Source organism: Candidatus Palauibacter sp., assembly GCF_965216145.1.
Lineage (GTDB): Bacteria > Gemmatimonadota > Gemmatimonadetes > Palauibacterales > Palauibacteraceae > Palauibacter.
In genome coordinates this window covers 1,607,226-1,631,755 of sequence record NZ_OZ244149.1, presented here as the reverse complement: position 1 = coordinate 1,631,755, position 24,530 = coordinate 1,607,226, and the positions used below count along the sequence as shown (strand labels likewise).

Annotated in this window: 20 protein-coding genes; all 20 read right to left on the bottom strand. The window is 67.1% G+C overall.

Going from position 1 to position 24,530, the window contains the following annotated elements:
* Positions 1-16: 16 nt before the first annotated feature.
* Positions 17-2,320, bottom strand: a complete 2,304-nt coding sequence (locus tag ACOOHF_RS07090; protein ID WP_420463968.1) for a DUF2723 domain-containing protein — start codon at positions 2,318-2,320, stop codon at positions 17-19.
* A 40-nt stretch (positions 2,321-2,360) separates the two neighbouring features.
* A complete protein-coding gene (locus tag ACOOHF_RS07085) occupies positions 2,361-4,685 on the bottom strand; it encodes a DUF2723 domain-containing protein (protein WP_420463967.1) in 2,325 nt (774 codons plus the stop codon).
* A 134-nt stretch (positions 4,686-4,819) separates the two neighbouring features.
* The gene (locus ACOOHF_RS07080) at positions 4,820-5,107 is read right to left on the bottom strand and encodes a hypothetical protein (protein WP_420463966.1); all 288 of its coding nucleotides are present in this window, start codon (positions 5,105-5,107) and stop codon (positions 4,820-4,822) included.
* A gap of 758 nt (positions 5,108-5,865) precedes the next feature.
* Positions 5,866-6,993, bottom strand: a complete 1,128-nt coding sequence (locus ACOOHF_RS07075) for a 6-bladed beta-propeller (RefSeq protein ID WP_419934306.1) — start codon at positions 6,991-6,993, stop codon at positions 5,866-5,868.
* 24 nt (positions 6,994-7,017) lie between these two features.
* A complete protein-coding gene (locus ACOOHF_RS07070) occupies positions 7,018-7,527 on the bottom strand; it encodes a hypothetical protein (protein WP_419934305.1) in 510 nt (169 codons plus the stop codon).
* Positions 7,528-8,263: 736 nt separating this feature from the next.
* Positions 8,264-8,443 carry a hypothetical protein gene (locus tag ACOOHF_RS07065; protein ID WP_419934304.1) on the bottom strand — a complete coding sequence of 60 codons (180 nt, stop codon included), beginning with the start codon at positions 8,441-8,443 and terminating at the stop codon, positions 8,264-8,266.
* Positions 8,444-8,581: 138 nt separating this feature from the next.
* Positions 8,582-9,799: a hypothetical protein gene (locus ACOOHF_RS07060; protein ID WP_419934303.1), complete on the bottom strand. Its 1,218-nt coding sequence runs from the start codon at positions 9,797-9,799 to the stop codon at positions 8,582-8,584.
* Between the two features lie 8 nt (positions 9,800-9,807).
* Positions 9,808-10,998, bottom strand: a complete 1,191-nt coding sequence (locus ACOOHF_RS07055; RefSeq protein WP_420463965.1) for a hypothetical protein — start codon at positions 10,996-10,998, stop codon at positions 9,808-9,810.
* Positions 10,999-11,083: 85 nt separating this feature from the next.
* The gene (locus tag ACOOHF_RS07050) at positions 11,084-12,295 is read right to left on the bottom strand and encodes a hypothetical protein (RefSeq protein ID WP_420463964.1); all 1,212 of its coding nucleotides are present in this window, start codon (positions 12,293-12,295) and stop codon (positions 11,084-11,086) included.
* Positions 12,296-12,400: 105 nt separating this feature from the next.
* The gene (locus ACOOHF_RS07045; RefSeq protein WP_420463963.1) at positions 12,401-12,916 is read right to left on the bottom strand and encodes a hypothetical protein; all 516 of its coding nucleotides are present in this window, start codon (positions 12,914-12,916) and stop codon (positions 12,401-12,403) included.
* Between the two features lie 18 nt (positions 12,917-12,934).
* Positions 12,935-13,633 (bottom strand): 6-bladed beta-propeller, encoded by a 699-nt coding sequence (locus ACOOHF_RS07040; protein ID WP_420463962.1) that lies wholly within the window; start codon positions 13,631-13,633, stop codon positions 12,935-12,937.
* Between the two features lie 23 nt (positions 13,634-13,656).
* Positions 13,657-14,841, bottom strand: coding sequence for a hypothetical protein (locus ACOOHF_RS07035; RefSeq protein ID WP_420463961.1), 1,185 nt, complete (start codon positions 14,839-14,841; stop codon positions 13,657-13,659).
* Between the two features lie 69 nt (positions 14,842-14,910).
* Positions 14,911-16,038, bottom strand: a complete 1,128-nt coding sequence (locus ACOOHF_RS07030) for a 6-bladed beta-propeller (RefSeq protein WP_420463960.1) — start codon at positions 16,036-16,038, stop codon at positions 14,911-14,913.
* Positions 16,035-17,279 (bottom strand): hypothetical protein, encoded by a 1,245-nt coding sequence (locus tag ACOOHF_RS07025; protein ID WP_420463959.1) that lies wholly within the window; start codon positions 17,277-17,279, stop codon positions 16,035-16,037. The genes ACOOHF_RS07030 and ACOOHF_RS07025 overlap by 4 nt, the downstream gene beginning before the upstream one ends.
* Positions 17,276-17,746, bottom strand: a complete 471-nt coding sequence (locus tag ACOOHF_RS07020) for a hypothetical protein (protein WP_420463958.1) — start codon at positions 17,744-17,746, stop codon at positions 17,276-17,278. Before ACOOHF_RS07020 ends, ACOOHF_RS07025 begins: the two co-directional genes overlap by 4 nt.
* A gap of 865 nt (positions 17,747-18,611) precedes the next feature.
* Entirely contained in the window at positions 18,612-19,850 is a 1,239-nt protein-coding gene (locus tag ACOOHF_RS07015) for a hypothetical protein (protein ID WP_420463957.1), read from the bottom strand.
* On the bottom strand, positions 19,847-20,830 hold the full coding sequence (locus ACOOHF_RS07010; RefSeq protein ID WP_420463956.1) for a hypothetical protein: 984 nt from the start codon (positions 20,828-20,830) through the stop codon (positions 19,847-19,849). The genes ACOOHF_RS07015 and ACOOHF_RS07010 overlap by 4 nt, the downstream gene beginning before the upstream one ends.
* 293 nt (positions 20,831-21,123) lie before the next feature.
* Positions 21,124-22,356, bottom strand: coding sequence for a hypothetical protein (locus ACOOHF_RS07005; RefSeq protein ID WP_420463955.1), 1,233 nt, complete (start codon positions 22,354-22,356; stop codon positions 21,124-21,126).
* Between the two features lie 35 nt (positions 22,357-22,391).
* Positions 22,392-23,513, bottom strand: a complete 1,122-nt coding sequence (locus tag ACOOHF_RS07000) for a 6-bladed beta-propeller (protein WP_420463954.1) — start codon at positions 23,511-23,513, stop codon at positions 22,392-22,394.
* Positions 23,514-23,620: 107 nt separating this feature from the next.
* On the bottom strand, positions 23,621-24,511 hold the full coding sequence (locus tag ACOOHF_RS06995; RefSeq protein WP_420463953.1) for a hypothetical protein: 891 nt from the start codon (positions 24,509-24,511) through the stop codon (positions 23,621-23,623).
* Between the last annotated feature and the right edge of the window lie 19 nt (positions 24,512-24,530).

Genomic DNA, 24,530 nt, shown 5'->3' with positions numbered 1-24,530 from the left:
GCGCGGGCCCGGCAAGTCAGTCCGAGGGCGACTCCCCGCCGGAAGCCGCGAGCCGCGCGAAGTGGTTCGCGCGCCGATACGCCCGTTCCGCAGCTTCCACGTTTCCGTGCAACTCCTCCGAGATTCCCTGGACGGCGTGCGCCGCATAGTACGCGGTGGGGATGCTCGACCGCGTGGACGGCTCCGGCCACTCCTCCCATTCGAGGAGGTCGTTGACGAGAAACACCTCTTCCAGCAGTGCCCCCGTGCGTATCCGGTCGTTCCACGTCGGCAGCGCGGACCCGGGAAAGTACTCGCGCAGATCCACGAGGGTCTCCGATGCCTGAAGCGGAGCGTCCACGAGCTTGAAGGCAAGCCCGTGGCGCACGAGGTAAGGTTGCAGTTGCCATCTGCTCCAAACCGCCGGAGCCGTCGCGGCGAAATAGACCGGCCGATCTCCCAGCGACTGCCGCGCGATCTGAAACACTCGAATGTCCGGTGGCGGCAGGATGTCGCCTCCACGCACCGTCCCCGAGATCCAGTCACCGAGCCGGTAGGTCGAGTCCTCGGGGACGGACTGTCCCCGAGAGAGGTCATCGATACCCGCACTCGGCGGAGGGACGGCCGAACGCGCCGGCGGCGTCACGGCCATGTCGGCGTACAGATCCGCCGCCGTCGCCGGATCGAACGGCCGCTGGCACACGGTGGTCGTGGGAGCATCCTCCGGGGATTCGTCCGGCTCGCACGGCTTCGTCAGCCGGCGCAACTGTCGGTGATACCAGTCCGTCCCCAGATACGACTGAACGATGACGGTCACGTCGCGCCGGATTCCCTCCACCTCCTGCAGATACCACAGCGGGAAGGTGTCGTTGTCGCCGTACGTGAACAGGACGGCGTACGGTTCGACCGACTGCAGCATGTTGTGCGCCCAGTTGCGGGCCGCCCGCTCGTCGCTTCGGTCCGCGCGGGTGAAGTTGAAGACGAAGGGGATGAGTCCGACAGCGAGGAGCGCGGCCGCTTTCCGGTGGCGAGCGCTGAAGCCCGGGGGCCGCTCCGGGACGCCGGACGGCTCGGACGCGGTCCACCGCCCCCACAGCGAGACGAGTCCCAGCCCGGCGTAGATCCCCCATAACTGGAAGCCGATGATGAAGAAGTAGTCCCGTTCGCGGACCTCGTGCGCCGCGACGCCGGGCGCCTCTTCCCAGTAGATCGAGTAGCCGTACCTGAAGTTGAGGTAGTAGACGAGCAGCAGCGTGACCGTGAAGAAGAGCGTGCCGGCATAGATGAACGTCTTCCGGTCGTTCCGCAGGTGGGTCCACAGGCCGACCAGGGCGAGGAAGAGAAAGAGGATGCTCGCGGCAAGCCGGGCGCCCGGTGGCAGGGAGCGCGCCCACTGCCAGTCGAAGTATTGCCAGTAGTTGGCCAGCTGCGCCGAGAGCGGCGCTTGGCGCAGCTCGATCGGTGGCGGGGCGTACTGGTCGCGAATAAGCGACAGCGCGAGCGGCTCGCACGCCACGGCGACCTTGCTCTTTCCGTAACGGTCGGTGATCCGCTTCGGCGTGATGGCCGAAACGAGCGTGGGACACTCCGGATCGGCCTCGTCGATGATCGGGTTCTGCGCCGAACGGATGGGAACGAAGAGGAGTTGCAGGGAGTAGCCGACCGCGAGCAGCGCGACCCCGAGCCCGAGGACGCGCGGATTCAGCGCAGCGCGCCAGCGGTGCAGGAGTACGAAGGCGGCGAGGGCCAGTCCCGGCAGCAACGACATGGTGTGGTTGGACCATCCCAGACCGAGCAGGAGCGCCATCAGGACGAGGAGCCGGTTGCCGCGGGAGGTGTCCGCCTCGGCCAGCCAGACCATGGCCAGATAGCTCACCAGGGCGACGATGAACATCGAGAGGGGATAGACCTTCTCGTTCAGGTTCGATTGGGTCCACACCGTGAAGGCGGTGGCCCCGATCCAGACGGCGACGATCGAGGCCACCAGCACTTCGCGCCGGTCCTGGCGGAAGCGGGCGACGATGCGCGCGACGGTCAGGAACCAGAAGAAGCTGGCCCCCGCAGACAGGGTGGCGCCGAGCGCATTGATCCTCAGCGCGACGGGGAGCCCGGTGAACCCGAGCAGCAGGTCCCACACGCGGCCGACGAGGACGAAGAACGGGTTCCCCGGCGGGTGCGGCAGCCCGAGGATGTGCGCCGTGGTCACGTACTCCGACGCGTCCCAGAAACCGGTCGTCGGCGCGAGGGTCAGCAGGTAGAGGGCCCAGACGGTGAGCGAGGTCAGCAGCCCCCACGCGCGCAGCGTCATAGGACCGATCTTCTCGCGCTCGATGCCGTTCATCAGGTCGCTCCCGGGACGCCACGAAGTCCCGCTGCCGGCCTCAGTTCCGGGGCCCTCCCAAGCCGGCGAGCAGGCCGAAGTGGTCCGCGCGCAGGTACGACTGCTCGGCGGCTTCCACGTCCCCCAGGTGTTCCTCCGTCATCCCCTGGAGGTAGTAAGCGAGGTAGTACTGGGCCGGGATGCTCGACGCCGTGGAGGGCTCCGGCCACTCCTCCCAGTCCAGCACGCCTTCGACCTCGAACACGTTCCAGAGCAGTTCCTCCGTCCTCGCCCGGTCGTTCCAGGTCGGCGACACCGTGTTCGGCATGTACTCGCGCAGGTCGACGAGCTCTTCGGTGGCCTCGAGCGGGGCGTCCACGAGCTTGAACGCGAGCCCGTGCCGGACCAGGTGCGGCTGGAACCCCCACTTTCCGTACACGGGCGGAGCGGTGGCCGCGAAGTAGACCGGCCGGTCGCCCAGCGCCTGCTGGGCGATGTGGAACACCAGGATGTCCGGATAGAGGATCGTCTGGCCGGCCCGCACCGTCCCCGTGACCCAGTTCGTGAGGCGGAACGCCGTGTCCCGGGCGATCGCGAAACCCGCGCCGACCCCGTCGATCTGCGCGTCACTCAACGCGATGATCGAACGCGAGGGCGGGGTCGCGTCCATGTCGGCGTACGGGCTCGCCGCGTTCTCCCCGTCGAACGGCCGCTGGCACACGATCGTCGTCGGTGAGTCCTCCGACGACTGCCCCGGCTCGCACGGTGCCGTCAGAGCCCGCAGCTGCTTCGGATACCAGTTCGTGCCGAGATAGGAGTGCACGATCACGGTCACGTCGCGCCGGATCCCCTCGACCTCCTGCAGATACCAGAGCGGGAAAGTGTCGTTGTCGCCGTTGGTGAACAGCACCGCGTACGGCTCCACCGACTGGAGGATGTTGTACGCCCAGTCGCGGGCCGCGCTGTCCCCCGTCCGGTCGGCGCGGGAGTAGTTGAAGAAGAGGGGGATGAGGGCGACCGCGAGCAGCGGCGCCGCCTTCCGGTGCCGCGGGCCGAACCCGGCCGGCCGCTCGTCCGGTTCCGCGTTGCGGTAGCTCCGCGTCGGACCCGGCCGCGGGGGGCCGGTCCACTGCCCCCACAGCGCCACGAGTCCCAGCCCAGCGTAGATGCCCCACATCTGGAACCCGATGATGTAGAAGTAGTCCCGCTCCCGGACTTCGTGCTCCAGGATGCTCGGCACCTCCTGCACATAGAGCGAGTAGCCGTACTTGAAGTTGAGGTAGTAGACGAGGAGCAGCGTGACGGTGAACAGCAGGGTCCCCGCGTAGACGAACGTCTTCCGGTCGCTGCGGAAGTGGGTCCAGAGGCCGAGCAGGGCGAGGAAGAGGAAGATCATGCTCGCGGCGAGGCGCCCGGCCGGGGGCAGCGACCGCGCCCACTGCCAGTCGAAGTACTGCCAGTAGTTCGCGTACTGGGCCGTCAGCGGGGCCTGGCGCTGCGTGACCGGACCGGGGCCGTACTGGTCCCGGATCAGCGACAGGGCGAGCGGCTCGCAGGCCACGGAGAGCTTGCTGTTCCCGAACCGGTCGTCCATACGCTTGGGTGTGATCGCCGACACGACTGTCGGGCACTCGGGATCCGCCTCGTCGATGATCGGGTTCTGCGCCGAACGGATGGGGACGAACAGGAGCTGCACCGAGTACCCGATCGCGAACAGCAGGACCCCGAGCCCCAGAACCCGCGGGTTCAGCGCGGCCCGCCAGCGGTGCAGGAGCACGAAGACCGCGAGCGCCGGCCCCGGCAGCAGCGACATGGTGTGGTTCGACCACCCCAGGCCGAGTACGAGCGCGATCAGCAGGAGCAGACGGTTCCCGCGCGCGGTGTCCGCCTCGTCCATCCAGAGCATCGCCAGATAGCTGACGAGAGAGACGACGAAGAGGGAGAGGGTGTAGACCTTCTCGTTCAGGTTCGACTGGGTCCATACGGTGAAGGCGGTCGCCCCGATCCACACCGCGACCATGGCCGCGACCAGGACCTCGTGCCGGTTCTGGCGGAAGTGCGCGACCATGCGCGCCACGGCGAGGAAGGAGAAGAAGCTCGCCCCCGCCGAAAGGGTGGCGCTGAGCACGTTGATCCGCAGGGCGACCGGGAGGCCGGTGAACCCCAGCAGCAGATCCCACACGCGCCCGACGAGGACGAAGCCCGGATTCCCCGGCGGGTGCGGCAGCCCGAGGATGTGCGCCGTGGTGACGTACTCGGAGGTGTCCCAGAAGCCGGTCGTGGGCGCGATGGTGAGCAGATAGAGAGCCCACACGGCGAGCGCCGTCAGCAGCGCCCACAGGCGGAGCGTCAGCGGGCCGATCTTTTCGCGCTCGATGCCGTTCATCACGCCGGTGCTACGCGCCTTTGATCACGAAGTTCGCGCGGGGAGATGCCGCCTCAACTCGCGATCCGAGGCGGCTTACTTGCGCGCCGAAACTAGCCGCCGGTCGCGGTGGGTGCGAGCGGTCGCGCGGCCCGTCAGGGACCGGAGCGCTCGAGCGGCCAGAGTTGCACGCGCTCGATTCCGAGGTCGTCGGACACCCGGCCGAGAATGTAGTCTTCGCCGATCTCGAAGACGCTCAGGTCCGGGGGCAGGTCCAGCAGGCCCAGCACCCGGCCCTGGGAGTCGAAGACCGTCCACGCGGGAACCGACTCGCCGGGCAACTGGTAGTCCTCCACCCAGAGATAGCCGCGGGAGTCGGTCAGGACCCGACCGAACGCGGGGAAGGTCTCCAGGAGCGGCATGTCCTCGAGCGCGGCCAACAACCCATTCCGGCTCCGTGTCGTCCCCGTACTGCTCGGCAAGATGGTCGTCCCGGTCGGATGGGGTCGGACTCCGAACGTCGTGCTCCCGGCGAACGATCTTCGTCAGTGCGCCGTCCGCCGTAAAGGCCCGGATTTCGTAGAGATCGTTCGGGCCGATGACGATCAGATCCCCCCAGACTTGAGCGATGGCGGAGTGGCGGAAAGGCTGTGGGTACACGGCCATGCGCCCGCCTTCGGCGAATAAGTACCACTCCGACGCCGGATACGTCCCGAGCGCCGCATGCAAGCTGCCGTCCGGCGACGCGATCGCGTATTCGACTTCTCTGCGAACCATTCCCGTCCCCACGGTACCGACCATGAAGGTGGCCAGGGTACTCAGAAACATCCTTCCGTTTGGCAGCACGCCGATGACGCGGTAGTAGGCCTCCTCCGGCACGAAGGTGCGGCCGGGCGCGCCCTGCGCGTCGGAGATCGTCACCCTCCTCGCAAACGGGCGTGTCGAGAGCTCCTGTTTCGGTATCGAACAGGATCATGTGTCCGGCGAGCCACTCCTCCTCTATACCGACCCAGGAACGGTAGGGTTCTGTTCGCCTTGCCCTCCGCGGAAGACGGATTGATTCCACGGCTGGCCGAACGATTACGCGGCCTCGAAACCCCGAAGCCTCCAGATCCCAGGACCAGCACAATTCAGCGGCGCGACCGATGCCGCCCATCCGGCGAACGGGCTCCGCTGCATGGGCGGCTGAACGCTCTGTCGCTTACCGCCCGGTCGCTGCCTCGAACCGCGCTCGGAACGTTTGGTATCGGACCGAGCCATTTGTGGTGATCGCGAGTCTCCCGAGCAGGCCCGCTTCAACGAGGTGGAAGCTATGGTCGAAGCGCTGGCTGGCAATCACTCTGTTCGTCCGCAGGTCGATGACTTCGAGGATGTCATCGTAATAGTTGTCGTCGTCTCCGCTGTACAGGTCGGCCTTCCGCCATTCTTCGTCGGCGACGCTCGCCGCAACCCACAGGAGCGAGTCGGATTCGCTCAGGGCGAGGGCGTAGATGAAGGGCTGTGGAGGCTTGTCCATTCCACCGTGCGTCAGGTCGCCCCGCGTCTGCTCGGGAAACCAGCTTGCCTCATGCCGAAGGAACCGGTGCGGTCGATTCATGTCCCAGAGAGCGATGTCATATCTCTCGAACCCCACGGCCATCCAGATCCGTTGGTCTTGGCGGACGGCTACGGGATGAAGGCCGGGGTTGCCGCCCAACTCGTGCTCGCCCGTCGTCGAGCCGAACGAGCGCTCGATCTCGCCGGTCTCGACGTTGACGAGATGGAGAGGGAATCCGATCCGGTCCCGCGTGGCCAGATTGGCCACATGGATGACTTGGGGTCCATCCCATGCGAAGGTGCGCGTTCCGTGCGGCACCCATCCGACAGTCTTGACCTCGCTGCGAAGGCGCCCGGTGTGGTCGAAGTTCAAGATCACTCCGCGTCCGCGGTCGAGGACCGATAACTCTCCGTCGCCCGTCACGACGAGCGAAGAACCGTCTTTGAGTTCACCGGGGCCGGATCCACTGCTGCCGAAACGTCGACGGAAGCTTCCGTCGGAATCGAACACCAGCACGTTGTCGATCGGCTCGCCGACGAGGTATGTCCGCCCCGAGGCATCTCGATAGGCCTTGACCCACCCGACCAAGTCGAGCATTCCCGGCCCGGAATCGTCGCCGTACTCCATCTCCAGATCCAAGCTGATTCCGCAAGCCTCTTCGCATGATGCCACGGCGACGGGCTGGGGCAGGTTCTGGGCCGCCGCCCGCAACGGGCCGAGCAGCGAAACCGCCAAGGCCGCGCAGAGGAGAAGGACCGGGGACGAACTCTCGGGGGAATATTCGGAGTCCATTTCGCGCCGTCCTTTCCGGACGCCCTACAAGAGGAGGGCTTCCAGTGCGGGAATCGTCTGGGATGAGTAGCTGGCAACGATTCGGTTGTTGCACCCGATCAGCTGAAGCACTCGACGTGCCTCGTTGATTTGCACCAGATGCGAATAGCGTTCCACCAGCGACGCCAGCTGGGCCGGTGTGCTTCCCCTCAGGGAGTCGATCAGATCGGCTGCCGCCAACATGGCTTGATCGCCCAAGCCGCAACTCGGATGCCAGTCACACCCGCCGCCTTGGAGGCAATCATGCGGATGGTACGCCAAGACGCCACCGGCAGGTGGGGCCTCCTCTGTGTGCTCGTGGCCTTTCTTGCCGCACGGCGAGCAGGACACGCACATCTGCGGGAGCACCTTTTCCAACTTGGCGGCGTAAGCGAAGGCGACGGGTTCCACAGCCAAGTCCGCAGGCGAAGGCAACGCGGTGTCGCTGGCGCTGGGCGCTATGGTGAGCGTCAGCGCGGCGAGCATGGGGACGAAGCGAGTCAACCACTTGTTCATGAGATGTCTCTTTTCGGATGATGTGGCTCTGGGCAGGCGGTCACCGAGGGGCAACCGCAAGTGCGTATCTACAATATGGACAACGCATAACGGCGCCGCCAGCGGGGAGACAACCCGGCCTTTCTGACGAGAGAAACCCGCCGTTTCGTTGCGGGGGAACACCCGTCACGCGCATCTTTATTGTCGTACGGGCCTCCAGAACCTCGCCCCAATCGTGCCCAACCAACGGCTGCTCGATGGTGACCGGAGCGGGACGGTGGCACTCCTAGAAGGTGGGATCGTCTCGCCAGCCGGGGCGACATTGGACGGTGGGGACGCTGTGGCGGGGATCGGTCATCGTAGCGCGCCGCGGCGGGCGCGCAGTCGAAGTCGAAACCCGCGCACTCGGCGCTCCAGCGCGCCGCCGGAGACGGTGGTCACGCAAACGTCGCGGGCCAGCTCCCCGGCCTCTTGGCCGACAGCTTCACGGACGGACGAGGAGACGGGCACGACCCGTCACTCCTTGGCGACGGCAGCGCTCCCTCCGCGTCGTCATATTCCGCCCTACCCATACCCCTCGCAGACCGGCGATCGTCGATTCTGAGCGATTCTACGGCCCGTAGGTTCTCCGAAATGCCCCCTGTACCACCCGAAAAACGGCGCCGGAGGCAAGGTCCGGACTCTCCCCGGTATGGCCCGCCGCCCGATGCACGGCGACCTGGGCGGCCATCCCGACCTGGGCGGCGACATCCGCAAGTCATACGGCGCTGCGGCCGACCGAAACCGGATCCGGCCGGACGGCGAACAGGTCGAAGACGACCTCATCGCGAGACCGGAGCCCTCTGGGCAGATAGAGAGCCCACACGGCAAGCGCCGTCAGCAGCGCCCACAGGCGGAGCGTCAGCGGGCCGATCTTTTCGCGCTCGATGCCGTTCATCACGCCCCTGCTACGCCCCCCGGATCAGGCAGTTCGCGTGGAAGCTGCCGCCAGAGGTACCGGACATCCGAGGCGGTTCAACCGCAGGCCGAAACTCTAGCCCTCGGTGGGGGTGGGAGCGAGCCGTCGCGCGGCCCGTCAGAAACCGGAGCGATCGAGCGGCCAGAGCTGTACGCGCTCGATGCCGAAATCGTCGGATGCGGTGCCCAGAAGGTAGTCCTCGCCGATCTCGAAGACGTTCAGATCCGGCGGGAGGTCCATGAGGCCGAGCACCCGGCCCTCGGGATCGAAAACGGTCCACGGGGGAGGGGATGCGCCGGGCAACTGGTAGTCCTCGACCCAGAGATGCCCCCGGGAGTCGGTCAGGACCCGACCGAACGCGGGGAAGGTCTCCAGGAGCGGCATGTCCTCCAGTTCGGCGCGCGCCCTCGCGCGCTGCTGCTCGGTGCGGTCCGCGTACAGCTCGTCGAGATGGGCGTCCCGGTCGGATGGGGTCGGACTCCGAACGTCGTGCTCCCGGCGAACGATCTTCGCCAGCGTGCCGTCCGTCGCATAGGCCCGGAGCTCATAGAGGTCGTTTGTGCCGAGGACGATCAAGTCGCCCCAGATGCCGGCGAGGGCGGAGTGGGCGAAGGGCGGCGGATACACGCGCATCCCCCGGTCGTCGTCTATGATGTACCGTTCCGACTCCGGATACGCTCCGAGCGCCGTCTGCACGCTGCCCTCCGGCGCTGCGATGGCGTATTCGAGCTCTCTGCGAACCATTCCCGTCCCCATGGTTCCGACCATGAAGGTGGCCAGGGTACTCAGAAACATCCTTCCGTTTGGCAGCACCCCGATGAGGCGGTAGTAGGCCTCCTCCGGCACGAAGGTGCGGCCGGGCTCGCCCTGCGCGTCGAAGATCGTCACCCTCCTCGCAAACGGGTCCGAGGCTGCGATGGAATCGCCGGGCCAGTGCTCGACGCTAAAGGGAGCGAGAACCTCGCCGAACTCACCCGGCCCTTCGCCCCGTCCTCCCCACGACTCCAGGTGCGTGCCGGACTCGTCGAACACGCGCAGTTCGCCGGACCCTCCGTTGGCGACGACGATTCTGCCGTCCGGCAGCTTCCTGGCGTCCATGACCTGGTACAACTCGTACGCCGGGTCTCCCTCGAGGGCGCCGATGGAGAGAATCGGGGCTTCGCCGATGAGCCAGCCGAGGCGAGTCTCCGATGCGGGTTCCTGGTTCTCGACGATCGTGATGCCCGCGCTGTCGCGCGCGGCGGACTCAAGTCCCGAGCGTCCGCCGCCCGTGCTCTCGCAGGCGACGGCGACGACGGCGGCGGCCAACAGGGCGGGACGCGGAGCGATCTTCACGACTCACCTCACCGAGTGGGCGTGATTCGGGCGCGGATGACGTAGGGTACATTAAAATCGTCACTTACGAACGCCCAGAAGGCATTGCCTCGGACGACGGGGTGCGTGAGTCTGGCGGCGCCAACGGCCGTACCCACGTAGGAGCCGTCGGGTGCGTAGACATCGAAGGTGGTCTCGGCGACGGGCGACGGCGTGCGCACCCACACATCACCCTCCGCAGAAACAAAGACATCCTCCACCGCCGACTTGACGGCGGGGATCCGGGACCAGTCCAACTCGGCCGTGGCCCCGGACCTCCGGAAGCTCTCGCGTATGCGGGCGATCACCGAGTCGCGTTCGGCAGTTGTCACCGGCACCGCCGGGCGCCGCGTCTCGAGGATCAGGGTCGTGTCTCCGCCCGGCAGCCACTTCCGGATCACGTAGTCGGGATCCCCGCGGGGCTTGGACCAAATGGCCCCCTGCGCGTCGAGATACCGGAGGCCCGACGGATGGAAGGGAACCCCACGCATGTATTGGGACCCGCCGCCCAGATCCTGGACGAAGATCCCCGGATCGTCCTCCGGCTCGAATACCTCCACCTCCTTGAGCGAGATGGAATCCACCTGTGTCATCGTGAGGTCGTAGACCCGAAGGATCTCCCGGGACTGGCCGCGATCGAAGGAGAACTCGAGGATGCGGCCGTCCGCCGTCATCGCACCGTCCCAGGCGAATCCCCACAACGGGAAGGGCAAGGGAAAAGACTCCACAAACCCCGCGACCGGATCGAGCACCGACATGCGTACGTTGCCGGGGTCCGCCACCCACAGGCGCTCCTGCGGCCCGAGCATGAGATCGATCGCATTCTCAAACTCGCCGGGGCCCCCGCCTTTCCTCCCGTGGGTCGCCACATGCTCGCCGCCGGGGCCGAACACGCGGACCTCCCGCGCCTGCGCCTCGATGACGGCGAAGCCGCCCCCCGGCAGGGGGGCGAGCGCTTCCAGCTCCCCGAACACATCCGGACCGTCGCCATCGACGGCCCCGACCCGCAGTTCCTCGACCAGACGCCACATGGGCGGCGCATCGGCGGGAAGCGTATTCGTGACCCGCACGACGCCGGAGGGGAGCGTATCCCGAACGGTGGCCGAGCCATCGCCCCCCGAGAGGCCGCCACACGCGGCAAGCGCCACATGCGTGACCAGAAGCGTGGCCAGGAACGGCATGACACCGCCCTCGCGACCCAACTTCGCAGCTGGCGGCAGGGTCACCTGCATCTCGTTTCCGGGCGGCCGAGTTGCGGGCAAAGCCTTAGCCGCCCCGGTCGAGCGGCCATAGCTGCACATACTCGATCTGAAATTCGTCGTAGGCGGCGCCGAGAATGTAGTCGGGGCCAATTTCGAACACTCGCAGGCCGGGCGGAGTCTCCAGGAAACCAAGCACTCGGCCCGCAGGGTCGAACACGGTCCAGAGCCGGCCCGTTTCGCCAAGCTGACGGTATTCCTCGACCCATAGATGCTCCAATTCGTCCACCCGGATGCTGCTGAACGCGGGGAACGCGTCCGTCAAAGCCATGTCGGCCACCGCGGCCAGCGCCGCGGATCGTTCCTCGCCGGTCCGGCTCTCGTACTGCCGGGCGTAGTATTCGTCGAGGTCCGCGCGGGTGGGGCGCCGAGGGTCGTGATCGCGTCTAACGATCCGCGCCAGCCCGCCGTCCGTGGCGTAGGCGCGGATTTCATAGCGGTCGTTGGCGCCGATCACGACCCGATCTCCCCACACGGCGTAGATCGGGGAGCGGCTGAAGGGGTGCGGCCGGACGGACATGTTCTCCGCACTGGCGGACCATTCCGCGCCCGGATGCGTGCCCAGCGTGGAATGTGCGCTGCCATCCGCCTCGACGATCCCGTATTCGAGGTCTATGCGAGCCACTCCGTCCGGGAACTCGCCGCCGGTATACCGAAAACTCGAAACCGTCCCGACGAACAGCTTCCCTTCGGGCAGAACTCCGATCAGGCGCCAGTAGGGATCCGGCAGCGAAGACGTGCGGCCGTGTTCTCCATCGGCGTCGAAGACGGAGAACCGCCTGGCATACGTGTCCGATGCCGAGATGGAGTCGCCCGGCCAGCGCCCGACTCCGGAGGGACCGCCGCGGCCGAATTCGCCCGGCCCCTCTCCCTCGCCTCCCCATGAGCCCAGGTGGGTGCCGGTTTCGTCGAACATCCGCAGTTCGGCGGATCCCGCGTTGGCGATCACGATTCTTCCATCCGGGAGTCGGGTCGCATCCGCAACCCGGAACAGTTCGTACGCGGGGTCGCCCTCGACGGCGCCGATCGAGAGTGTGGGCGCCGGGCCGATCCGCCAGCCGAGCCGCGTGCCCGCTGCGGGCCTCTCGTTCTCGACGACCGTCACGCCCGCGCTGTCCCGCACGACCGATTGAAGGCCCGCGTTCGCTCCCTGTATGCTGCCGTATGCAGCGAAAGAGGCCGTCGTCGCGAACAACCCGCTGAGGACGAAGTTCCGCATGCTCTCCCCTCCAACGCTCGGGATGATCGTCAAGCTCGACCACGGCCACATCGATGCGACCGTCCTCCGACTTCGTTCGTTGCCTTGGCCGCCGAAACGCATCGGTTAGCCGGTGGGCGCGATGCGTGCCCGCACGACGTAGGGCACGTCGAGTTCGTCCGTCACGATCAGCCAGACGAGGTCGCCTCGCACGACCGGGGTGACCTGCTCAAAGAGGTTGAGGCCGGGCCCAAGGCTGGCCGTGCCAAGATAGGACACGTCCCTCGAGTAGACATCGAACAGGATCCCATCACCGTTGGAGGGGGTCCCGATCCACAGGTTGCCCTCGGCCGATTCGAAGATGGCCTCGACAGCAGGCTTGGTGCTGGGGACCCGGGACCAGTCCCATTCGCCCACGCCCATGTTCGAGGTCATCTGCCTCATCATGTCGATGACGGAGTCGCGCTCGGCGGTGGGGACGGAGACGGGGGGTCGCCGGGTCTCGACCACGAGCGTCGTGTCACCGCCCGGCTGCCACCGCTTGATGCGGTATTGCGGATCTCCGCGCCCGGTGGACCACACCGCGCCTCGCGCAGCGAGGTAGCTGACCTCGCCGGGATAGAACGGGATCGAGTACGCCATGTAACCGCCGCCCATCTCCTAGTAGAAGGCACCGGGCTGACTCTCGGGATCGAACTCTTCGCCTTCCGGGCGGTCGCTCGGCAGCGGCAGCGAGTCTGTGAGTCTCATGTTGAGATCGTAGACGCGAAGCAGCCGCCGGTTCCCGGACACCCGCGATGGCCGGTAGATACGGTTCCCCTCTACCATCGCGCCGTTCCAGGTCGCATTGAAGCTCGCGTCGGCGAACGGGAAGGACTCGACGAACCCCTCCTCGGGATCGAAGATCGACATCCTCCCGTTGCGGGTATCCGGGACCCAAAGCCGCCCATCGTGATCCAGCATGAGACCGTTCGCGTCCACGAACTCGCCGGGTCCCTGTCCCTTGCGGCCGTGGGTCGCGACGTGAGCGCCGTCCGGGCCGAAGACGCGGAGTTCCTGCGCCTGCGAATCGAGGACGGCGAAGCGCCCATCCTCCAGCACGACAAGGCCCCGCAGGTATGCGAACGCGTCCGGTCCGGCCCCTTCAACGGTGCCGACCCGAAGTTCCTCGACCAGCGTCCAGGTGGGGGAGACATCCGTCCTCGGGACGTTGGTCACGCGGACTGTGCCCGAAGGCAAGGTGTCCCGAACCGTCGTCCAGTCGCTGTCCGAGGCCGGGCCGGCGCAACCGGCCAGGGTCGCGAGCGCTACGAGGGTTGCCGAGATCTCCGTGAGCGGGATCGTTCGTATCTCCTTCATGTCTCAACGCTTTCCGTCATGTCTCACCGCACCCCTGAAGGTCTCGCGAGTTCTGTCGGGAGGGGGTAGAGGGACACGTACTCGATGTCAAGTTCGTCCTGCTCGATGACAATTAGGTTCTGGCGTCCAATGCGAGTGAGCTGGGCTCCGGACGTCAGTGCGAGCCGGCCGAGGAGGCGCCCCTCGCCGTCAAACGCTAGCCAGCGCGCCCCCTCCGGGTCGCCGGGGTGTCGCCACTCGCGCACCCAGAAGCCGCCGTCCGGGGCGGCGCGAAGCCCGGCCACGGTCCCGAACTGTTCGGCGGCCGGCGTCGCGTCGAAGAATCTCAACGCCTGCTGCCGCTGGTCGTCCGTGGCCGCGCTGCGGACCGCCTCTTCTCGCGCCGCGGCCATGTGCGCTTGCGTGACGGTCCGGTCGCGGCCCGCCCAGCGGACCAGCCGGGCCAGGCGGCCGTCTGGAGCGAGGATGCGGACCTCGTAGGCGTCCCCCAGCGTCAGCGCGATGCCGCCATCGATGGCTTTCGCCCCGGCGAGTCCTTCGAAGTGCCGGGCGAGGAGGACGGTTTCTCCGCCGATATCGACGGGTCCGAGGTTCCAGCCGGGGACGTTGAAGACCGTGTCCCGGAGTGCGCCCGACCCGGCGAAGCGCACCCCGATGAGCGGCGACCAGGTGAAGTCGTCGGCCCGCGTCATCACGATACTCGTGACGAGGACGCTCCCGTCCCGGAAGCGTCCGCCGGGGATCGGGGTCGGCGGGATGGGACGCAGGGGGCTGACCGAGAGGAAGCCCCCGCCCGCGGTCCAGTAGGCGAGCCGTCGATTTCGCCAGTCATAGATGACGAGGGAATCCGCCCCCGCCTGCCAGACTCTCTGCGGCAGGCCGAATTCACGCGGTCCCTCGCCCAGAGACCCGAAAAAAGCCCTAAGTGTCCCGTCGGCGGCGAAGATGCGGATGAGAGGTTCGATCTGGCTCACGACGACGACGGAGCCGTCGTCCAGTTCCAGGGCGTCGGGGACGCGGAACATCTGATACTGGGGCGGACCATCCTGGCGACCCAGCCGCAGCTGCGGTTCCCACGGCAGGGGGAACTCCGCGATCTCGCCGCGGTTCTCGACGATCTCTATGCCCGCGCTGTCGCGCACGGAGAAGTCCTGAAGCCGGTCTCCAGGCGAGGCGTCGCACGCAATGCACAGAACGGCGGTAGCCATGACCCCGCCATCAGTCATGGTACGCCGTATCGAGCGCGTGATCGCACGGACGTTGTCCAAGGGTCCCTCCTACTCCGGGATCCGAGTGAAACGGACGCGTGCCGCTCGCCAGACGTCGAGAGAATCGCGTGTCGTGCCGTAGAAGGCCGTCTCGGTGACCCACGGAGATCCGAGGTGGGTGACGCGTCGCGGCCATCGGTATCGCGCCACGAGCGTGCCCTCGCGGTAGACATCGGCTTCACGCATCTCCTGTCCGGCGATGCCCGTCTTCTCCACCCACAGCCGGCCTGCGCGATCGAAGAAGAGTCCGTCGAGAACCGGCTTGCGGTCGGGGATCCCCCAGGGGTGTTCTCGCAGATCGAATCTCTCCTTCTCCTGGTCGATCCGGGCCTGCGCACGGCGCCGTTCGTCCGGTGTCAGTTCCGGTCCCTGTAGTGGATCCTGGATCAACGACGTGCTTCGGTCGGGATGGTGCAGCGTGACCGCGTACGCGGAACTGACCGCCGTGGCCCACCAGCCGCCCCGTCCGTGCCCGTGCATCCATCGCGGACCGAAGGGCTGGTAGAGGAAGAACTTGGCGGCCTGATTTCCCACCATGATGTCGACCGGGCTGAAGCCGGTGGCCTGCTCCTCGGCCGTCGCCATCGTGACCGTATCCACGGCCGTCCCCGGACCCAGGTGGAAGCGCGTGAACCGGGTGTCGCCGGCCGCCAGCCCGAGATCGACGAGCCGACCTTCCGCATCGAAAGTCACCGGCGCGATCAGATTGAAGGAGGCGTTGACGCTCCTGAGGCCGCGCACGTACTCCGCGTCCTCGTCGTCGAGCCTGAACGCGCTGTAGCGGATGCTCTCCCGCACCCAGAGGAGCCCAGCGGGCCCGAACGTCATGCAGCAGGGATTCGTCAACTCGCCGGGACCCTCCCCCTGGCCGCCGAAGCTGAAAGCGAAGCGGCCGTCCGGTTCGAACACCCGCACCTCGTGGGTCTGATAGTCCGCGACGATCAACCGCCCGCGGTCGTCTTCCACGACGGAGCCGATGGTCGTGAACAGGTAGGGATCCTCCCCCTCGACCTCGCCGACCTCGAGGTCGATCGACCCCTCCCAGACCGGGACCTCCCGGGGCGCAGGGGAACCGCCATCCGCACACGCGACAACGCCCAGGAGCAGCGCGATCCCCGCCGGGATTCCGGGCTTCATGAGCCCGAGCGGTCGAGGGGCCAGGACTCCACGTACTCGATGTCGAGGGCGTCTCGCCGCGTGCCGAGGATGTAGTCCTCGCCGATCTCCGTGACGCGGAAGCTCCCGGGCATCTCGACCATCCCCAGGGCACGGCCAACGGGATCGAATACGGTCCACAGGCGTTGGTCCTCACCCAGCAGTCTGTATTCCTCGACCCAGAGGTGGTTCAGCCGGTCAACGACGACGCGATTGAAGGCGGGGAACGCGTCAACCAGCGGCATATCGGCGACCGCGTCGAGCGCCTCGGGGCGACCGGGATTCTGGCGGGCAACGGCGTCGCGCAGGTCGGCCCGGGTCGGAGAGCGGGCTTCGTGGTCGCGGCGGACGATCCTCGCGAGCGACCCGTCCGTCCGGTAGGCAAGGATCTCGTAGCGGTCGTTGGTGCTCATCACGACCAGATCCCCCCACACGAACGCGAACGCGCTGCGATCGAAGGGGTAGGCGCGGGCACGCGTCCCCTGGGCCGTGGTGACGACGTATAGTTCCGATCCCGGGTACACGCCCAGGTCCCGGTGTACGCTCCCGTCCGCCTCCAGAATCCCGTATTCGAGGTCCGGGCGTGTGAGCTCCGAGGTGCCCGGCGTGCCACCCGAGTATGTCGTCAGCGTTTGGGCCAGGACTCTCCCGTCCGGGAGCGGGCCGACCACCGACTGGTAGCCGCTCTGCGGCTGCAACCTGAGGGCGCGACCGAACGTTCCAGCCGCGGAGAAGATGGAGATCCGGCTCTGGAACGGCTCCCTGGCCATCAGCGAATCGCCCGGCCACGGCTCCAGGCCCCTCGGAGCCATGACGCCGAATTCGCCCGGACCGTCGCCCTGGCCTCCCCACGATTCGAGGTGGACACCGTCGGAGTCGAAGACGCGGAGTTCGCCGGAGCCCGCGTTGGCGACCACGATCCGTCCGTCGGAAAGCCGCATCGCGTCAAGGGCGCGGAAGAGTTCGTACGCGGGATCGCCCCCGGCCGTCCCGATCGACACCGTCGCCTCAGGGCCGACCCGCCAGCCCAGTCGCGACTCGGGAAGCGGGCGCCCATTCTCGACGATCGTGACGCCGGCGCTGTCTCGGACGACGCTCCGCAGGCCCCCACCGCCGTCCGGTCCGCCCGCGCACGCCACATAGAGGACGCTAGAAAGGACAGCAGAGAAGACCACCGGCAGGGCCCCAGCGGCCCCAATCGTTCGCGTGGTTCGGAAGGTCATGACTTGTCGAGGGAATAGAGGCGGACGTATTCGATGTCCTGAGCGTCGCGCCATACGCCGAGAATGTAGTCGTCGCCGATCTCCAGGCCCGGAGCGAAGTCCGGGATGAACCCCCGGTCCAACCCCGGTGGCACCGAGACGCTGCCCAGCCAGGTGCCGTTGGCAGCGAAGACCTCGAAGGGCCCGACGTCGATCCCCGCGCCGAAGAAGGGCTCCACCCAGAGGTTCCCCAACGCGTCCAGGCGGATGGAGCGCAGGATGGGGAGCGTCGGGGCCCTGAGATCCTCTCTCCGACTCCGCGCCATCTCCTCCGCCTGCGCGCGCGAGACGCCGCCGTACGTGACGTTCGTCTCGATGTACTCCTCGATCTCGGCATCGACGTGGGCGCTCGTGACGGGAATCGGTGCGATGTCGCGACGAAGGATCCGAGCGGTGCTGCCCTCCCTTGAGGGAGATCGACCGTACATGGAACGCCCCTGTATCGACGGCTGCGAACGTCCCGGGAGCGACGGCGAACTGTGGACCCTTTCCGAAGTCGTAACCGATGTGCGCGACGCTCTCGCCGGAGCGCCGTATCACTCCCTCTTGACCGGGAAAATCCGACACCGCATGAATCGTACCGTCCGAAAGGTCGAGGGTCCCGATCCTGATTCCCGGCCATCTCACGACGCCCCCCTCGGGCATTTCGCCGCCGTCCGTGAAGTTCATGATCAGATGGCGGCCCGACACTCCCACGGCCGCTCGAGGCCGAGACTCGCGCCAGGGTGGCTCCACTCGGATTGTCCGGGCGAGTTTGCCGTCTGCAGCAAAGATCTGCACGCGTTGTAGCGCGATGTCGTACGAAACGAGGGAGTCGCCTGCGAGCACACCGAGGAAGGAGAGGAACTGGTGTTCGCCGGGCCCTTCGCCCTCACCCGCCGCGCGCCACACGAAGGTCCCGTTGGGATCGTAGCGGCGAAGTTCGCCGGAGCCCCCGTCCCCGAGGACGATGTCGCCCGAGCTGAGGCGTACCGCCCCTATGACATCATCGAGCTGGTAGTCGGGATCTCCGATCGCGGTCCCGATCTCGAGCAGCGGACGCGGGCCCACGGTCCAGCCCTCGTCCGGTCCCCACAGCGGCTCGACAGCTGTGGCGATCGCCACGCCAGCGGAGTCCGAGTGCAGCGTGCCCGTCGGTGCCCCCGCCGAATCGCAGGCCTGCAGAACGAACCCGGCCAGGAGCGGGAGACAGATACGGGCACGGACCCACCGCATCAGGAGACAACCGCGGCCGCCGTGATCCATGACTCTCTCCCCGTGGTTCGGTTCAGTTGTGCCGAACCGGGGACACAGTCAGCGGCGGCTTGGTTGCGCGGGGATCGAGGATCTTTCCACCAACGCGTAGACCACGACGCCCTCAACATCCATCTCGTCCCGGAACACCCCGAGGACGAACTCGCCGGTCACATCGAGGATACGGAATCCGGGTGGAGCCGCGATCCTTCCCAGCCACTCCCCATGCGGGGAAATGACGGTGTACGGCGACGCGCCTTCCTGGAAGCCGCCCGGTCGGTAGGAGGGCAGCCATACGCGGCCTTCGGCGTCGGCGAACGCGGAACCGAAGAGCGGCATCGGCCGGCCGACGCTGGCGGAGTAGGCGGCCATGTCCTCCTCCAGGATCTCCTCGAACCGGGACTCGGAAACGCTGCGGTACTCAGCGCGGGTCCTCCGTCGCTGGGCGGCCTCGACCGACTGCACCAGTTCCCCGGTCAGCGGGGCGGGTTCGGCCTGCCAGCGTACGATCTGCGTTACGGAGCCGTCCGGCAGACGCCAGGTCACCTCGGGCCGGTCGGACCTCGTGTAGACGAATTTCCGGTTGGCGACCACGACCTGGCCCATGGCCTCGATCGGATCCCACCACTCCAGCTCCGGCGGGATCCGCGTCACGAAGTCGTACGACGCGACCGTGTCGAGGGCGCCGGTCTCCATGTCGACGCGGGCCATGTGCCCAAGGCGCCATTCCCCTTCGAATCCGGTCCGGAAGTTGGGAGCGGTGAACAGCACCGAAGTTGCCAGCAGCAACTCGCCGGATAAGCCGATGCCCGCCACACGGAGGCCGATTGACCGATGGAGTTCGGCGGCGCGCGCGATCGAACGGCCGGCGAAGAGCGTGACGCGGCCGAGGCGCCGGTCGGCCACCAGGACGCTGTCCTGCCCCGGCGCGAACAGGGCGTCAACGAAGCCAACCTCGCCCGGTCCCTCCCCCCGTCCGGCAAGCACTTCGTGTGTGGTGCCATCCGGATTCAGGACGACCAGTTCGCTGCTCCACTCGTCCGAGAGAACGGCGCCGCCATCCGGAAAGAGACGGCCGAAGTTGATTTGCTCGAATTCGTAGTCGCCAGGGTTCGCCCCGTGCCGGTACAGCGGTTCCGCCGCAAGGGCGAAGGGCGGCTCGACCTCCGGCACCCCCGCATACTCGACGATCCGCACCCCGGCGCTGTCCCGCATCCGGACCTGGGCATCGCCGGTGAGTCCGGTGTCTCCCCCGCAGGCAGCGAGGGCCGCCGCCAGCATCAGTACGCGGCTTGTCACCGGCGGAACGGCAGGTCTCCGATGTCGTACCAGTCGAGCGCCCGATCCGGAATCCCGTCGGCGTCGTCCGCCCCGACCTGACGGTCGGCCAGCACGACCAGCGTCGACCCCAGGAGGTCGAAGGCCCTGAGCCGATCCCTGACCCTCACCGACCCGACGTATTCGGCATTCTCGTACACGTCCAGGTAGGACCATTCGTGCTGGTCGCGCTGGGTGGCGATCCAGTAGCGGCTGGCGTCGTCGAACAACTGCTCGCCCGTGGACAGATGGTAGTTCTTCGGGGTGGCGCGATAGCTTTCCAGCCGCTCCTCGACGCCCTGGGAGATGGGGAAGCCCCGCCGCCTGTTGAAGCCCCCGAGCATCTCCTCGAGCCGTGCCACGTCGCGCTCACCCGGGAGTTCCGGGACATACATCGGCGCGCGTAGAACCGTGGCGTCGCCGGTGTCGCCGACAAAGATCAGGTGGCCTTCACAGGCCACGAACACCCAGCCCTCCTCGCGGTCCGGGATGCCATAGATGACCTGCCCACACCCGACATCCCACGGCCCGCGCGGCGACCCTTCCTCCCGCACGACCTGCCCGGAGGCGAGGGTCACGTCGTACCGGGTCATCAGCGATCCGGAGTTGCCCCCGTCGAGCATCGCCATGTAGTCCAGCGACACGCCTGAAACCGCGGTGTCGAACGATGGGAGGGGCGGGAACACGTCTGGCAGCAGCACATCCGACACATAGGCGCCGGATGGCTCGAAGACCGTGAATCGGCCCAAGTCGGAATCCACCACGCCGACGGTTCCCGCCTCTCCGCGAGCGAGATACGTGGGATCGCCAAACTCCCCGGGACCTTCCCCTTCGCGCCCGAAAACTCCCGCGACGGCGCCTTCCCCGTCCACACAGCGGACCTGGCCCTCGTAGGAGTCGATGACGCAGGCCGTGCGCTCGTCCGCGAGAAGCGCGACTTCGTTGCTCTCGCTCAGAGGCACGGCTGCCGTGCTGATGAGCTCGGGCGTGAAAATACCCGGGCCGACGGCGTCACCCTGACCGCAGGCAGCGGCGATGGCCAGGAGTGGAAGGCACGTACCTGCCAGGATTCGCTGTATCAGGAGACAACCGCGGCGGTGGTGGCCCATGACTCTTTCTCCCCATGGTCGGTTCGGTCGTACCGAACCGGGGACACGGTCAGAAGCGGCTTGGTTGCGCGGGGGTCGAGGGGTCCCTGGAGGCGGACGCTTTCGTCCGGAGCACTGATCCTGGAGGGGGATCTCGCGGGACCCCGTCAGGACTTGTCCAGGCGGTACAGGCGCACGGTTTCGACGCCCTGCGCGTCGCGCCACACGCCGAGCAAATAGTCGCCGCCGATCTCAAGATGCGGAGCCAGGGCGCCGCGGTCCAGCCCCGCGGGCATGGAGACGCTGCCCAACCAGGTGCCGTCGGGAGCGTAGACTTCGAAGGGGGACGGCTCCACGCCTGGACCGAAGTATCGCTCGACCCAGAGATTGCCCTCGGCGTCCAGGTGCAGGGAGCGCAGGACCGGGAGGGTTTCCGCGCGTGGGCGGTCACGCCACTCGGGCCTCCGAGCGTCCGCCTCCGCCTGCGTGTAGTTGTTGTACATCATGTTCTGCTCGGCCATCTGGTCGAGCCACGCTTCCACATGGACGCTCGTGACGGGCCGAATCGGCTCGTCCTGTCGGAGGATGCGCGTGGTCGAGCCGTTGCCGGTAGAGATCCAACGGACGACGTAGGCCTCCGTGTCGGCGACCGCGAGCCGCCCGCCATCGCCCGCGAAGATCGGACCCTTCCCGAATTCGTAGCCCTGATACAACACGCCTTCTTCGAATCGTTCGACGAACTGTTCCTCGCCCGGTACGTCCAGCAACGTGGTTGCCGACCCGTCCTGGAGAGACAGGGTCGCCAATCGGCGTAGAGGCCAGCGCACGACGCCCTCGGGGATCTCGTTGTAGTCGGCAAAGGCGAGGATCAGTTGGTGCCCCGCGACACCGATGGGACTGCCGGGACTGAACCCGGGCCAAGGTGCCTCGATCCGCAACGATCGGACGAATTCCCCGCCGGGAGCGAAGAGCTGGATGCGGTTCTGGGCGAGATCGAAGGTGATCAGCGAGTCACCCGCGAGGGGGTGCAGGGAGAGCATCCGGCGGTGTTCACCGGGGCCGTCGCCACTTCCCGCCGACCTCCACAGGAAGACGCCCTCCCGGTCGTAGCCCCGTAACTCCCCGGAGAATCGCTCGCCGACGACGATGTGTCCGTTACTGAGACGAACGATCCCGACGACGCCGTCGAGTTGGTATTCGCTCGCGCCGAACGCGGTCCCGATCTCGACCAGGGGCTCATCTTCCACGGTCCAGCCGTCGCCGGGTTCCCAGACAGGCTCGATTGCAGTTGCGACCGCCACGCCCGCCGAATCCGAGTGCAGAGTCCCGCCCGGCCCCGCCGAGTCACAGGCCTGCAGCGCGAGCATGATCAGGAGAAGAAGGCCGGGAGCCGCGAGCACACGCTCGACCGACCCACGCTCGAACTGACCCCGCGTCAGGAGGAAATCTCCCGCGACAACGACCAGAGCTGCACGTATTCGACACCCAGCTCGTCGTATACCCAGCCCAGGAGGTAGTCTTCGCCGATCTCGAAAGTGTGGAGACCGGGCGGGGTTTCGACCAGACCCTGGACCCGCCCTTCCGGGTCGAAGACTGTCCACGCCGCCGTCCGGTATTCCCGAACCCAAAGATAGCCGGCACGATCCGACAGGATCTCGCTAAAGGCGGGCCAGGACTCCACCAGAGGCATGTCGCGCACTGCATTCAGGTTGCTGATTCGATCCTCGTCCGGCAGGTCGGCGTAGAACCGGGCGTAGTACTCGTCCAGATCGGCCTGGGTTGGGCTCTCCAGGTCGCCGTCGCGGCGGACCACTCTGACCAGTGACCCATCGGTGGCGAATGCCTTGATCTCGTAGCTGTCCTGCACGCCGATCGCGACGAGTTCTCCCCACACGGCCCCCATGGTGCCGCGACCGAAGGGGTGAGGCATTCCGCCCTGGAGGCTGCCGTCCGCCGCGAAGATCGCGTAGAACTCGGCTCCCGGGAATTCGCCGAGCGAAGCGAGCAGCGTGCCGTCCGCGTCCAGTATTCCCCATTCCGCGTTGGAGCGAGCGAGGCCCGAGGATCCTGTCATGTCTCCGTGGAGGCCGCCCCCGCTGCCGCTCGTGAAGACCTTCCCGTCGGGCAGCACGTCGATGATGTCGAGCATCGCGGGGTCGAGGGACACGTCGCGACCGTGGTTGCCGTCCGCATCGAATAAAGACAGGCGGGTTCCCCAGGGATTCACGGCGGCGATCGAGTCGCCGGGCCAGGTCGCCACGGCGCTTGGGCTGTAGCTGACGAACTCTCCCGGGCCCTCTCCCCGGCCTCCCCCCGTCGCAGCGTGTGAGCCGTCCCCGTTGAAGACCCTGAGTTCGTTGCTGCCCGAGTTGGCGATCACGATCCTCCCGTCCGCGAGTCGGGTGGCATCGGTGACCTGGAACAACTGGTCGGCTTCGCCGCTGTCGACGGCACCGATCGAAAGGGATGGCTGCGTACCGAACTCCCACGGCAGCCGCGAGTCCGGTACGGGCGCAGCGTTCTCCACAATGCTGACGCCGGCGCTGTCCCGGACCACTACCTCAGGCCCGCTGTCGGCGTCTTCGCTTGTGTCCTCGCACCCCACACTACAAAGGGTCAGAGCGAGGATCCTGATTGCGAGGCATCCCCTGGTGGTCGGCTGGCTCATTCCCCGACGCTCCTTCCACTGTCCGACCGACCGCTGAGCCATGTGGTCCAGGCTTCGAGATCGGTTCCGAAATCCTCGCCGCTTATGGCCATCAAAAAGGCGATAGCCGGTGCCTGCGTCCCGCGGTGTTCGGCGCCGGCATACGCCAGCAGAAGGTCCGGTCGTTCTCGAGCCAACTGCCGCCCGAACTCCGGATCGACTTCGGTGGCAACCAGAACCCGCAGAACCAAGTTGAAGGACCACGGATTCGTACCGCCGAAGTGCGCCAGCAGAGGCTCTCGCGCCTGAGACCAGTCGACCGGGCGCCTACGATCCGAGTAGATCAGTCCCTGGAGCAGGCTCCCAGCTACGGCTGCGACCCGGTCTTCCGGATCGGTCATTGAGAGCACCAGGCCGTGCCATGACGCGTCGCGGTCCACGAAGTTGCCGAGCACGAGGGTCGCAATCTCGCGCGCGGACCTCGATGCATCCCTCGCCAGGAGTTCGCGTGCGAAGCGGCGATCTTCCTGGCTGCTCGCACCGTCGATCAGCGCCCAGACCTCCGCGAGCAGAGGGAGGGTTTCGCTTCCTATCGCCCGGGGCCGGACATGCGCGCTGTCCTCCACGCCGACCACGACGGTGTAGACGTCGTCGGAACCCACGGTTCTGTAGGACATGGCCGCCGCCTCGGCGAATCCGAGTTCCATCTCCATGACCGCGGCGCAGGCGTGGAATGGCTGGTCGGGAGCCAATTCCTGGATGGCGTCGAAGAGGTCGCTCGCGCTCCACTCCTTCAACCCGACGAACTCGACCGGTCCGTCCGGCCCCTCAATAACCTGGCCGACGCTCGGCGACGCCGTCACCACAAGCAGCGCGACCACGCCGAGTGCCGTACGGAGGCTTCTCATGGGGCTCCCATCCTTCCAG